General features: G+C 75.2%; 14 protein-coding genes. 4 read left to right on the forward strand and 10 right to left on the reverse strand.

All coding sequences use genetic code 11. From position 1 onward, the window contains the following. Positions 1–67: 67 nt before the first annotated feature. The 3 genes from G9H72_RS04915 to rimP form a co-directional block, all read right to left on the reverse strand. Positions 68–424 (reverse strand): YlxR family protein, encoded by a 357-nt coding sequence (locus G9H72_RS04915; protein WP_166168381.1) that lies wholly within the window; start codon positions 422–424, stop codon positions 68–70. 62 nt (positions 425–486) lie between these two features. After that, positions 487–1518, reverse strand: coding sequence for a transcription termination factor NusA (nusA, locus tag G9H72_RS04920; RefSeq protein ID WP_166168384.1), 1032 nt, complete (start codon positions 1516–1518; stop codon positions 487–489). Next, positions 1518–2102, reverse strand: coding sequence for a ribosome maturation factor RimP (rimP, locus tag G9H72_RS04925; protein WP_166168387.1), 585 nt, complete (start codon positions 2100–2102; stop codon positions 1518–1520). The genes nusA and rimP overlap by 1 nt, the downstream gene beginning before the upstream one ends. A gap of 172 nt (positions 2103–2274) precedes the next feature. Here rimP and G9H72_RS04930 point away from each other — a divergent pair, with 172 nt between their 5' ends. Beyond that, positions 2275–2817: a hypothetical protein gene (locus G9H72_RS04930; RefSeq protein WP_166168390.1), complete on the forward strand. Its 543-nt coding sequence runs from the start codon at positions 2275–2277 to the stop codon at positions 2815–2817. Further along, on the forward strand, positions 2814–3233 hold the full coding sequence (locus G9H72_RS04935) for a DUF4439 domain-containing protein (RefSeq protein ID WP_166168393.1): 420 nt from the start codon (positions 2814–2816) through the stop codon (positions 3231–3233). The genes G9H72_RS04930 and G9H72_RS04935 overlap by 4 nt, the downstream gene beginning before the upstream one ends. Here G9H72_RS04935 and G9H72_RS04940 read toward each other — a convergent pair. The 6 genes from G9H72_RS04940 to dxr all read right to left on the reverse strand — a co-directional run bounded on the left by G9H72_RS04940 (position 3230) and on the right by dxr (position 10499). After that, a complete protein-coding gene (locus G9H72_RS04940) occupies positions 3230–4000 on the reverse strand; it encodes a sulfite exporter TauE/SafE family protein (RefSeq protein ID WP_166168396.1) in 771 nt (256 codons plus the stop codon). The two genes, G9H72_RS04935 and G9H72_RS04940, sit on opposite strands and share 4 nt — an antisense overlap. Positions 4001–4004: 4 nt before the next feature. Continuing rightward, positions 4005–5798, reverse strand: coding sequence for a proline--tRNA ligase (locus G9H72_RS04945; protein WP_166168399.1), 1794 nt, complete (start codon positions 5796–5798; stop codon positions 4005–4007). 95 nt (positions 5799–5893) lie between these two features. Next, positions 5894–6736: a GNAT family N-acetyltransferase gene (locus tag G9H72_RS04950; RefSeq protein WP_166168402.1), complete on the reverse strand. Its 843-nt coding sequence runs from the start codon at positions 6734–6736 to the stop codon at positions 5894–5896. 25 nt (positions 6737–6761) lie between these two features. Then, positions 6762–7910 carry a flavodoxin-dependent (E)-4-hydroxy-3-methylbut-2-enyl-diphosphate synthase gene (ispG, locus tag G9H72_RS04955; RefSeq protein ID WP_331271990.1) on the reverse strand — a complete coding sequence of 383 codons (1149 nt, stop codon included), beginning with the start codon at positions 7908–7910 and terminating at the stop codon, positions 6762–6764. Between the two features lie 72 nt (positions 7911–7982). Then, entirely contained in the window at positions 7983–9215 is a 1233-nt protein-coding gene (locus G9H72_RS04960) for a M50 family metallopeptidase (protein ID WP_166168405.1), read from the reverse strand. Between the two features lie 3 nt (positions 9216–9218). Beyond that, the gene (dxr, locus tag G9H72_RS04965; protein WP_166168408.1) at positions 9219–10499 is read right to left on the reverse strand and encodes a 1-deoxy-D-xylulose-5-phosphate reductoisomerase; all 1281 of its coding nucleotides are present in this window, start codon (positions 10497–10499) and stop codon (positions 9219–9221) included. 62 nt (positions 10500–10561) lie between these two features. On the opposite strand from dxr, the gene G9H72_RS04970 reads away from it, so the two are divergent. Both G9H72_RS04970 and G9H72_RS04975 read left to right on the forward strand, forming a co-directional pair. Continuing rightward, a complete protein-coding gene (locus G9H72_RS04970) occupies positions 10562–11038 on the forward strand; it encodes a GNAT family N-acetyltransferase (protein WP_166168411.1) in 477 nt (158 codons plus the stop codon). Continuing rightward, positions 11035–11514, forward strand: coding sequence for a pyridoxamine 5'-phosphate oxidase family protein (locus tag G9H72_RS04975; protein ID WP_166168414.1), 480 nt, complete (start codon positions 11035–11037; stop codon positions 11512–11514). The genes G9H72_RS04970 and G9H72_RS04975 overlap by 4 nt, the downstream gene beginning before the upstream one ends. On the opposite strand, the gene G9H72_RS04980 is transcribed toward G9H72_RS04975, so the two are convergent. Beyond that, positions 11445–12146, reverse strand: coding sequence for a DivIVA domain-containing protein (locus tag G9H72_RS04980; protein WP_166168417.1), 702 nt, complete (start codon positions 12144–12146; stop codon positions 11445–11447). The two genes, G9H72_RS04975 and G9H72_RS04980, sit on opposite strands and share 70 nt — an antisense overlap.

Here is a 12146-nt window from a genome sequence, read left to right on the forward strand (position 1 = left end):
CTCTTTCGGCCCGGGCCCCTTCGCAGGGGTGGGCCGCTAGTCCACGTACATGGTCATCGCTGGGTGCTCATCGAGCGCTCATCGCTTCTCGACCTGCTTCCTGACGGGGCTCTTCCTGCGTTGCACTGCGCACGGCCGTCGCCGGCTCGGCCCGTTGGGACCGGGCGAGGGCGCCGACCGCTGCCCGTAGCTCCGAGCAGTCGAGCGGCCCCTGGGCCCGCAGGGCCCGGGAAAACGCCCGTCGACGCTCGGCGACATCGAGGCACTCCTGGTCGGGGTGCACGTACGCACCCCGTCCGGGTAGCCGCCCGCGGACGTCGGGGACGCAAGCGCCCTCGGCCTCCACGACGCGGATCAGCTCCGACTTGGGCGCACGCCTGCGGCACCCGACACAGGTGCGTTGGGGGATCGTGCGACCAGCCACAGGCCAGTCTACTCCTCGTCGCGGCGCGACGGGCGCCGGCTGTGGGCCGGCGCCCCGGACGGTCAGGAGCCGGCCGGCGCAGCGCCGGGGCGCGGGCGCAGCTGGTCGGCGGGCTGGTCGGGGGCCGCGTCGCTGCGGATGTCGATGCGCCACCCGGTGAGCCGCGCGGCGAGCCGGGCGTTCTGCCCTTCCTTGCCGATCGCCAGCGAGAGCTGGTAGTCGGGCACCACGACGCGGGCCGACCGCGCCTCCGGGTCCACGACCTTGACCGACGTCACCCGGGCCGGGGACAGGGCGCTGGCGACGAATCGTGCCGGGTCCTCGACCCAGTCGACGATGTCGATCTTCTCGCCGTGCAGCTCGGACATCACGGCACGGACCCGGGACCCCATCGGGCCGATGCAGGCGCCCTTCGCGTTGAGCCCCGGCCGGGTGGCACGGACGGCGATCTTGGTCCGGTGCCCGGCCTCGCGCGCGACCGCGACGATCTCGACGCTGCCGTCGGCGACCTCGGGGGCCTCGAGGGCGAAGAGCTTCTTGACCAGGCCCGGATGGGTGCGGCTGAGCGCGATCTGCGGCCCCTTCGGGCCCTTGCGCACGGCGACCACGTAGCAGCGGATCCGCGAGCCGTGCTCGTAGCGCTCCCCGGGGACCTGCTCGTGCGGGGGCAGCAGCGCCTCGACCTTGCCGAGGTCGACGTAGACGTCGGCGGGGTTGCGCCCCTGCTGGATGACCCCGGAGACGATGTCGCCCTCCTTGCCGGAGAACTCCCCCAGCGTCTGCTCGTCCTCGGCCTCGCGCAGCCGCTGCAGGATGACCTGCTTGGCGGTGGTCGCGGCGATCCGGCCGAAGCCGGTGGGGGTGTCGTCGTACTCGCGCGCCTGCGCGGGGTCGGCTCCCTCGGGAGCCTCCTCGCGCGCCCAGACCGTGACGTGGCCGGTGGTGCGGTCGAGCTCGACGCGGGCGCGGGGTGCGTGCCCCTCCGTGCGCTGGTACGCGACGAGCAGGGCCTGCTCGATGGCGTGCACCAGCAGGTCGAACGACACCTCCTTCTCGCGCACGAGCCCGCGCAGGGCTGCCATGTCGATGTCCACTACGCCTCCTCGTCGGTGTCGTCGGTGTCGTCGGTGTCGTCGGTGTCGTCGCTGCCGCTGTCGTCGCTGTCGCCGTCGCTGTCGTCGCTGCCGCCGTCGAGCGCCTCGAGCTCGTCGTCACCCTTGCGGGAGAACTCGACCTGCACCCGGCCGGGGCCGAGCTCGGCGTACGCCAGCTCGCGCTCGCTGCCGCCGACGTCGAGGACGACGCCCTCCTCGCTCGCGGACACGACGCGCCCGACCAGGGGCGCGCCGCCTGCGGCGAGCGGCACCTCGACCAGGCGGCCGGCGGCACGCCGCCAGTGGCGCGGCTCGGTGAGCGGGCGGGAGACCCCGGGGCTGGTGACCTCGAGGACGTACGGCGCGTCGCCCAGCGCGTCCGCCTCGTCCAGCGCGGCGGAGACGGCCGTGGACACGTCGGCCACGACGTCCAGCGGAAGCCCCTCGTCCCGGTCGACGACGACACGGACGAGGCGGCGGCGGCCGGCGGGGGTCACGACGACGTCCTCGAGGTCGCACCCGGCGCCGGCGACGACCGGGGTGAGCAGCTCGAGGAGGCTGTCTCGGGAGGCGGCTCTCGCCATCGGCTGCGGTCCTCCCTCTTCTCTTGTCCACCGCTCTCGCGGCGGTGCGCGTGAAGCGCGCGGTGTGCGGATGGGGCAGTGCGTGCGGGCTCCGGCCGGACGGCACGCCGAGCGCCGGGCGCCGTTGCCCCACCTGCACAGCGTAATGGGCCGCGATGGCAGGCTGAGCCCGGTGACCCCCGCATCGCCCGGCCGCCGCGCGCTGCTCGTCCGCGCGGGTGGCCTCGCCGTGGCGGTCACGGGGGCCGGCCTGCTCACCGGCTGCACCGGGGACGAGGACGCCCCCTCCCCCGCGCCCGGCCCGGGCCCGGACGCGGAGCCGCTGCGGCGCGCACGGGCCGACGAGGAGCGGCTGATCGCGCTGTACGCCGGCGCCGCCCAGCGCCTGCCCGCCCTCGCCGCCCGGCTGACGGCACTGCGCGACGACCACGTGGCGCACCTCGCCGCCCTCGACGAGCTGGCCGCGCCGAGCCCCGGCGCCACCCCGGGCCCGGACACCGGCGCAGGCACCAGCCCAGTCCCAGGGGCCACGCCGGCGCCGGGCGCGCCCGGCCGGTCCGCCACCCTGCGGCTGCTGGCGCGCGCGGAGGACACGGCGGCCGACACCCGGCTCGCCGACCTGCCCGCGGCCTCGCCGGCCGTGCGCCGGCTGCTGGCCGGCATCGGGGCGGCGGAGGCGGCCCACTCCGCACTGCTGCGGGCGGAGGAGCCGTGACCGAGGTCGAGGCGCTGCAGGCCGCGCTCGCGGGCGAGCACGCGGCCGTCTGGGCGTACGGCGTGGTCGGGGCCCGGCTGCCGGCCGGGCGGGCGCCCCAGGCCCTTGCCGCGCTGGCCGCCCACCGGGCGCGCCGCGACGCGCTCGAGCGGACCCTGGAACGGGCCTCCGCCTCGCCGGTGGCGGCCGCGCCGGCGTACGACCTGCCCGGGCCGGTCACCACGCCGGCGCAGGCCGTCGCGCTCGGCGAGCTCGTGGAGGAGCGGCTGGCCGCCGCGTACGCCGACCTGGTCGCGGCGGCCGAGGCGGAGCAGCTGCGTGCCACCGCGGCACGCGGCGTGCGGGAGGCCGCGGTGCGGGCCGCGCTGTGGCGCGGGTCGAGCGTGCCGTTCCCGGGGCTGCCCGAGCGGGGCTAGCCCGCGACGATGTCGTAGCTCAGCCGGGCCAGCAGCGCGCCCACGACGGTCAGGAAGACGACCCGGACGAAGCCGCTCCCCCGGCGCAGCGCGGTCTTCGCGCCGAGCCGGCCGCCGATGATGTTGCAGGCGGCCATGGCGAGGCCGAGGCGGTACATCGGCGCGCCCTGCGGGATGAACACGGCCAGCGCCCCGGCGTTGGTGGCGAGGTTGACGATGCGGGCCTTCGCCGACGCCTGCAGGAACGAGTAGCCGAGCAGCGCGACGAGCGCGAAGACCAGGAAGCTGCCGGTCCCCGGCCCGAAGATGCCGTCGTAGAACCCGATGCCGAGCGCCGCCCCGGCGGCCGCCGCGTAGTGCGCGCGGCCGGACCAGCGCAGCGCCTGTGCCTCCCCGAGCGTCGGCCGGCGCAGGGTGTAGGCCCCCACCAGCACCAGCAGTACCAGGACGAGCGGGCGGAAGGCCGACTGCGGGATCAGCGAGGCGCAGGCCGCCCCGCCCGCCGACCCGGCGACCGCCGCGGCGGCCATCGGCAGGGCGGTCCGCAGGTCGGGGCGGACGCGCTTGTAGTACGTCCAGGCCGCGACGGCGGTGCCGAACATGCTCGAGAGCTTGTTGGTCGCGAGCACCTGCGCCGGCGCCGCGCCCGGCATCAGCACGAGCAGGGCGGGCAGCTGGATCAGCCCGCCCCCGCCGGTGACTGCGTCGACCCAGCCGGCGAGCAGCGCCGCGGTGCAGAGCGCGAGGACGATGTGGAGCTCGGGCATGCGCTCAGGTCGCCGTGGTGCCGAGTGCTCCCGCGCAGGCCTCGCGCAGCCGCTCGACCGCCACGGCCACCGGCACCTCCGAGCGATCCCCGGACCGCCGGTCGCGCAGCTCGACCACGCCGGTGGCGAGCCCCTTGCCGACCACGAGGATGGTGGGCACGCCGATCAGCTCCGCGTCCTTGAACTTCACGCCGGGCGACACGCCGCGCCGGTCGTCCAGCAGCACGCGCAGGCCGAACTGCTCGGCCGCCGCCGTGATGCGCTCCGCCTCGGCGAACACCGCGTCGTCCTTGCCGGTCGCCACGACGTGCACGTCGGCCGGTGCGACCTCGCGCGGCCAGCACAGCCCCTGCTCGTCGTAGGTCTGCTCGGCGATGGCGGCGACCGCGCGCGAGACGCCGATCCCGTACGACCCCATGGTCACGGTGACCTGCTTGCCGTTCTCGTCCAGCACCTTCAGGCCGAGGGCCTCGGCGTACTTGCGCCCGAGCTGGAAGATGTGCCCGATCTCGATGCCGCGCGCGATGGTCAGGGCGCCCTGGCCGTCCGGGGACGGGTCGCCCTCGCGCACCTCGGCGGCCTCCACCGTGCCGTCGGCGGTGAAGTCGCGGCCGGCGACGAGCCCGACGACGTGCTTGCCCGGCTCGTTCGCCCCGGTGACCCAGGCCGTGCCGTCGACGACGCGCGGGTCCACCAGGTAGCGGATGCCTGAAGCGCTCTTCTCCCCCAGCGCCTGCGGGCCGATGTAGCCGCGCACGAGGGCAGGGTGCTTCGCGAAGTCCTCTTCGGTGAAGGCGGCGACCTCGGCCGGCGACACCGACGCCTCGAGCCGCTTGGCGTCGACCTCGCGGTCGCCCGGGACGCCGACGACCAGCGGCTCGCGCGTCCCGTCGGGGTGCACGAGCTGCACGACGACGTTCTTCAGCGTGTCCGAGGCCTGCCACTCGCGGCCGTCGGCGCGCGCGAGGTCGTCGCGGGCGTTGAGCAGGTCGACCAGGGTCTGGATCGTCGGGGTGTCCGGGGTGTCGACCACGCGGGCCTCGGGCGCACCGGACCAGTCAAGGGCCGCGGGCGCCGGGGTGACGACCGCCTCGCTGTTGGCGGCGTAGTCGCTGCCGGTGCTGCGCACGAAGGTGTCTTCGCCGGCCTCGCAGGGCGCGAGGAACTCCTCGGACGCCGAGCCGCCCATCGCCCCGGACACCGCCGAGACGATGACGTAGTCGAGCCCGAGCCGGTCGAAGGCCGCGATGTACGCCGCGCGGTGCCTGGCGTACGAGGCGCGCAGCCCCTCGTCGTCGACGTCGAAGGAGTAGGAGTCCTTCATCACGAACTCGCGGCCGCGCAGGATGCCTGCGCGCGGGCGCGCCTCGTCGCGGTACTTGGTCTGGATCTGGTAGATCGAGAGCGGCAGGTCCTTGTAGGACGAGTAGAGGTCCTTGACCAGAAGAGTGAACATCTCTTCGTGCGTCGGCCCGAGCAGGTAGTCGGCGCCCTTGCGGTCCTGCAGCCGGAAGAGCAGGTCGCCGTACTCGGTCCAGCGCCCGGTCGCCTCGTAGGCCTCGCGCGGCAGCAGGGCCGGGAAGTGGACCTCCTGGAAGCCGGCGCGGTCCATCTCCTCGCGCACGACGCGCTCGACGTTGCGCAGCACCTTGAGGCCGAGCGGGAGCCAGCTGTAGATGCCCGGCGCGGCGCGGCGGATGTAGCCGGCACGCACGAGGAGCTTGTGGCTCGCGACCTCGGCGTCGGCGGGGTCCTCGCGCAGCGTGCGCAGGAACAGCGTCGACATCCGCAGCGGCATGGGTGGGCTCCTCGGCGGGGTGGGATGGGCACGGCGAGGATACGGCGCGCAGGGGGCCGGGCCGTACGCGGTTTCGCCGGAACGGGGCCGCGAGCCTAGAAGAGCACCGACATGAAGGTGCCGACCTGGCGGAACCCGACCCGCTCGTACGCCCGGCGCGCGGGCGTGTTGTAGTCGTTGACGTAGAGCGAGACGACCGGGGCGACGTCGGCCCGCGCCAGCTCGACGACGGCCGCCATGCCGGCGACCGAGTGCCCGCGGCCGCGCAGGGCCGGGTCGACCCAGACCCCCTGCACCTGGCACGCGCCGGGGACCGCCGCACCCACCTCAGCCTTGAACACGACCCTGCCCCCGTCGATGCGTGCCATCGCCCGCCCGGCCGCGATCAGCTCGGCGACCCGGGCGCGGTACAGCGCGCCGCCGTCCCCGGCCAGGGGGGAGACGCCGACCTCCTCGGTGAACATGTCGATGCAGGCCGGCAGCAGCACGTCGATCTCGTCGCGCCGGACCAGGCGGACGTCCGGGTCGGGGGCGACGAGCGGCGCGGAGGAGATGGACAGCAGCGGCTGGTCGCGGCGGACGTCCCGGGCCGGCCCCCACTCCGGCTCCAGCAGTGCCCACAGCGGCTCGACCGCGTCCCGCGGGCCGACGATCGACGAGCAGCGCCGGCCCAGCCGGCGCGCCCGCTCGGCGAACGCGCGCACCGCCTCCGGCCCGGCCTCGACGGGGACGAGGTTGGCCCCGGCGTAGCAGAGCGCGTCGAGCTCGCCGTCGACGACGTGGCCCCACACCTCGGCCCCGAGCCGCCAAGTGTCCAGGCCCGCCGCGTGCAGCCGGGCGCCGACGAAGACGTTGGTCACCGGGTCGCGGTCGACGAGGGCAAGGGCGGCCTCCACGTCCCGCGGGCCGAGGACGCGCAGGGAGGTCGTCCGCAGCACGTCGCCCTCCTCCCCGTCGTCCGGGCTAGGCCCAGCTCACCGTCGGCTCGCCGGAGGGTACCCCCGACGCGCGCATGGCGTCGGCGAGCCGGTTGGCCTCGGTGATGAGTGTGTCCACGATGTCGGCCTCCGGAACGGTCCGGATGACCTCGCCCTTGACGAAGATCTGCCCCTTGCCGTTGCCCGAGGCGACGCCGAGGTCGGCCTCGCGGGCCTCGCCGGGCCCGTTGACGACGCAGCCCATGACCGCCACGCGCATGGGGACGTCGATCCCCTCGAGCGCGGTCGTGACCTGCTCGGCGAGGGTGTAGACGTCGACCTGGGCGCGCCCGCAGGACGGGCAGGAGACGATCTCGAAGCCGCGCTGGCGCAGGCCGAGCGACTCCAGGATCGCGATGCCGACCTTGACCTCCTCGGCCGGCGGGGCCGACAGCGAGACGCGGATGGTGTCGCCGATGCCCTCGGCGAGCAGCGCGCCGAACGCGACCGCGGACTTGATCGTGCCCTGGAACGCCGGGCCGGCCTCGGTGACGCCGAGGTGCAGCGGGTAGTCGCACTGCTCGGCGAGCAGCCGGTAGGCGTTGATCATCACGACCGGGTCGTTGTGCTTGACCGAGATCTTGATGTCGCGGAAGCCGTGCTCCTCGAACAGCGAGCACTCCCAGAGGGCGGACTCGACCAGCGCCTCGGGGGTCGCCTTGCCGTACTTCGCGAGCAGCCGCTTGTCCAGGGACCCGGCGTTGACGCCGATCCGGATCGGGATGCCCGCGTCGCCGGCGGCCTTGGCGATCTCACCGACCTTGTCGTCGAAGGCCTTGATGTTCCCCGGATTGACGCGCACGGCCGCGCAGCCCGCGTCGATCGCGGCGAAGACGTACTTGGGCTGGAAGTGGATGTCGGCGATCACCGGGATGTTGGACTTGCGGGCGATGACCGGCAGCGCGTCCGCGTCGTCCTGGCTCGGGACCGCGACCCGCACGATCTCGCAGCCGCTCGCCGTGAGCTCGGCGATCTGCTGCAGGGTCGCGCCGATGTCTGAGGTCAGTGTCGTCGTCATCGACTGGACCGAGACGGGCGCGTCTCCCCCGACGGCGACCTTGCCGACCTGCAGCTTGCGGGACTTGCGCCGCACCGCGAGCGGCTTGGGCGGGAGCGCGGGCAGCCCGAGCGACACCGGAGCTCCCCCGGGGGACGGCCTTCCGGCGGAGGGTGCGCTGAGCGGGGCGGCGGTCACGACGATGCGCTCCTAGCTGAGGCGGATCGGGTTCACGATGTCGGCGGTCAGGGCGAGCAGCGACACCGAGACGAACACCAGCATGACGGCGTACGTCAACGGCAGCAGCTTCTCGTAGTCGACGCGGCCGGGCTCGGGCCGTCCGCGTCGGCGGGCGACGATCGCTCGCGCCCGCTCGTACCAGGCTATGGCGATGTGGCCGCCGTCGAGGGGCAGCAGCGGGAACAGGTTGAAAACGCCGATGAAGACGTTGAGCGAGACGAAGATCGTGAGGAACACGATCGGCTCACCGATCTCGAGGGCCTCGCCGCCGATCCGGCTCGCCCCCAGGACGCTGACCGGCGTCTCGGGCGAGCGCTCCGCGCCGCCGATCGCGGTGACCAGGTCGTCGATGCGCGAGGGGAAGCGGCCGATGGCCTCGAAGGTGCCGGTGAACAGCTCCTTGCCGAACGACAGCGTGCCGCCGACCGCGCCGACCGCCCCGTAGTGCAGCGTGCGCTCGGGCTCGACCACGCTGACCCCGATGGCCGAGACCTGGCGGGTGGTCGGGTTCTCCTCGGTCGCGTCCGGGGTGTAGCGCTGGACGGGCACGAGGTCGACGGTCGCGGTCTGCGTCGCCCCGGCGCGCTCGTAGGTGACCGGGGTCGCACCGGCCGGGGCGGCCTGCAGCACCTTGACCAGCTCGCCGTAGTTCGCGACCGGAGTGCTGCCGACCGCGGTGATGCGGTCGCCGTTCTGCAGCCCCGCCGCCTTGGCCGAGCCGGCCGGGTCGCCGGGCTCGCACTCGCCACGGGTCGGCACCGGCACGACGCAGTCGGTCACCTCGACCACCGCCGAGGCCTTGGCCGGGTCGAAGTCCTGCCAGGCCATGTTGGGCAGGCCCGTGGTGAGGGCGGCGATGTACGCCACGACGAGCGCCAGCCCGAAGTGGGTGAGCGAGCCCGCCGCCAGCACCACCGTGCGCTTGCGCAGCGGGGCCCGCCAGAACGAGCGCGGCTCGTCCTCCGGGGCCACCGGCTCCAGCGGCGTCATGCCGACGATCTTGACGAAGCCGCCGGCAGGGATGGCCTTGACGCCGTACTCCGTCTCACCGCGCTTGGTCGACCACAGGGTCGGGCCGAAGCCGGCGAAGTACTGCGTGACCTTCATGCCGTAGGCCTTCGCCGTCAGCATGTGCCCGGCCTCGTGCAGGCAGACCGACACGAGGATGCCGAGCGCGAACAGCAGGAACCCCAGCCAGAACAACCGTCAGCCTCCGTCTTCCACGGCCGCGCCGGCACCGGCCGGGCGACCGCCCGCCGCCGTGCCGAGCAGCTCGCGCGCGCGGGCCCGTGCCCACGTCTCCGCAGACACAACATCGGCCTCGGTCAGGGCGTTCCCGAGCGGGCCGCTCTCCCCCGGCCCGTGCTCGGCGAGCACGGCCGCGACCGTGTCCACGATGCCAGTGAAGGGCAGCCGGCCGGAGAGGAAGGCCTCGACGCACTCCTCGTTGGCGGCGTTGAGCACCGCCGGCGCGGTCCCGCCCTGCGTGCCCGCCGCCTTGGCGAGGGCCACCGCCGGGAAAGCCTCCTCGTCCAGCGGCGCGAACTCCCAGCTGCGGGCCGCCGTCCAGTCGCACCCGGCCGCCGCTCCCTCGACCCGGTCGGGCCAGCCCAGGGCGAGCGCGATGGGCAGCCGCATGTCCGGCGGGCTGGCCTGCGCCAGCGTCGACCCGTCGAAGAACTCGACCATCGAGTGCACCACCGACTGCGGGTGGACCACGACGTCGATCGCGTCGTAGGGCACGGCGAACAGCTCGTGGGCCTCGATGACCTCGAGCCCCTTGTTCATCAGCGTGGCCGAGTTGATCGTCACCACCGGCCCCATGTCCCAGGTGGGGTGGGCGAGCGCCTGCTCGGGGGTGACGCCAGCGAGCTCGGACCGGCGCCGGCCGCGGAACGGGCCGCCGCTGGCGGTGAGCACGAGGCGGCGTACCTCCTGCTCCCGGCCGCCGCGCAGGCACTGCGCGAGCGCGGAGTGCTCGGAGTCGACCGGGACGATCTGGCCGGGGCGGGCCGCAGCGCGCACCAGCGGGCCGCCGGCGACCAGCGACTCCTTGTTGGCCAGCGCCAGCGTCCGGCCCGCGCGCAGCGCCGCCAGCGTGGGGCCGAGCCCGACCGAGCCGGTCATCCCGTTGAGCACGACGTCGCAGGGCCACGACGCGGCCTCGGCGGCCGCCTCCGGGCCGGTGAGGATCTTGGGCAGCGCGTAGTCACCGGCGCTCCACCCGCGGCGCTGCGCCTCGGCGTACAGCGCGAGCTGGAGGTCCTGGGCCGCGGACGCCTTCGACAGCGCGACGACCTCCACGCGGTGCTCCAGCGCCTGCGCGGCCAGCAACCCCACCCGGCCCCCACCGGCGGCGAGGCCGACCACCCGGAAGCGCTGCCGGGGGTCGGCGCGGACGACCTCGAGCGCCTGCGTGCCGATCGAGCCGGTCGAGCCGAGGACGACGAGGCTGCGCTCGCCCGCGGGCGGTTGTCGGTCGCTCACCCGCCCATTGTCGCCCGACCGGGGAGCGGGCGCCGTCCTGCGGGCACGTAGCCTCGGGGGACGTGGAGAGCACGCCCCCCGTCATCACCCGCACGGCCGACGCGGCCGACCCCGACGTACGCCGGCTCGTGGCCGCGGCCGAGGACGAGCTGCGCCGCCGCTACCCCGAGGACGACGACCTCGGCCCCGAGGTGCACGCCCTGACGTGGGTCCTCGCCGAGCGGGACGGCCGCGCGGTCGGCGTCATCGCGCTCTGCCCGCTGGAGGACGGCGTGGGCGAGCTCAAGCGGCTGTACGTCGCGGACGAGGCGCGGCGCGGGGGCGTGGCGCGCGCCCTGCTGAGCGCCGCCGAGGACGAGGGCCGGGCGCGCGGGCTGCGCGCGCTGCGGCTGGAGACCGGCACCCGCCAGCCGGAGGCGATCGCGCTCTACCAGCGGCACGGCTGGGCGTCGATCGCGCCGTACGGCTACTGGGCCGAGCACCCCATGACCCGGTGCTACGAGAAGCCGCTCGTCGCCGACGCCGTGGCCTCGGCATGAGCTGGGCACCGGGCGAGCTGCCCGCCGAGGCCCTGGAGTTCCTCGCCGAGCGGCACCTGGCGACGCTGACGACGCTGCGCGCCGACGGCAGCCCGCACGTCGTCCCGGTCGGCTTCACCTGGGACGCCGCGCGCCGGGTGGCCCGGGTCATCACCGGCGGCGGGACGGTCAAGGCGCTGAACGCGGCGGCGGGGCGCCGGGCGGTGCTGTGCCAGGTCGACCGCGCCCGGTGGCTGTCGCTCGAGGGCGTGGCCTCGGTGCGCGAGGACGCCGAGTCGGTCGACGCCGCCGTGGCCGCGTACGCCGGGCGCTACCGGCAGCCGCGGCCGAACCCTGAGCGGGTGGTCGTGGAGATCACGGTGGACCGGGTGCTGGGCCGGGTGGCTCCCCCGGCCGTCGAGCAGGCTCAGCCGGCGCCGGCGGCCGGCAGCGGGGGCTCGGGCCCGGAGAGCGGGCGGGCGGGCGGCTCCTCGTAGGCCGGCGCCGTGAAGGCGTCCGGCCCGAGCGCCTGGACCACCTCGGCGGCGGCGAGCTGCGCCCGCAGGACCGCGTGGCGCAGCAGCAGGTCGATCACCCGGTCCAGGACGTCGTCGACGGCCGGCTCGACGTAGCCGCCGCGCACCCGGCCGAAGACGGTGAACCGCACGTCGTCGGCCTCGACCGGCGCGCCCTCGGGGGTGGCGCTGAACGGGTCCAGGGTGCGCAGCACGCGCTCCACGAGCGCGTCGACGTCCGCCGGGTCGTAGCCGCGGTGCATCCGCCCGAGGCGCGCGAACCGGGCGCCGGGAGCGCCCGACAGCTGGTCGCGCAGCCGCCCGGCGCTCGCGCGCAGGTCGTCCTCGAGCGCCCACAGCGGCTCGTCGGCCATGGCCTGCTCGACGCAGCGGCGCTCCAGCCGGTCCAGCAGCCGGTCGACGGCGCCGATGTCGTAGCCGTGGCGGACGAGGTCGAAGCCGGCCCGCCGCACGTCGGCCGCCGCCACCGGCTCCCCCGCGCCCAGCCGCTGCTCGACGTGGGACAGCAGCTCGTCGACCTGGCCGCGGGCGTACCCGCGCGAGAGCCAGCCGGCCCGGCGCAGCCGGCGGTGGTCGCGTCTCCTGCCCCGCAC

The sequence above is a fragment of the Motilibacter aurantiacus genome, assembly GCF_011250645.1.
GTDB lineage: Bacteria > Actinomycetota > Actinomycetes > Motilibacterales > Motilibacteraceae > Motilibacter_A > Motilibacter_A aurantiacus.

Coding starts and splice junctions, on each gene's coding strand:
- rimP (WP_166168387.1), bottom strand. CDS start 2,102: ATGGCGAGAGCCGCCTCCCGAGACAGCCTCCTCGAGCTGCTCACCCCG.
- G9H72_RS04940 (WP_166168396.1), bottom strand. CDS start 4,000: ATGCCCGAGCTCCACATCGTCCTCGCGCTCTGCACCGCGGCGCTGCTC.
- G9H72_RS04945 (WP_166168399.1), bottom strand. CDS start 5,798: ATGCCGCTGCGGATGTCGACGCTGTTCCTGCGCACGCTGCGCGAGGAC.
- G9H72_RS04975 (WP_166168414.1), top strand. CDS start 11,035: ATGAGCTGGGCACCGGGCGAGCTGCCCGCCGAGGCCCTGGAGTTCCTC.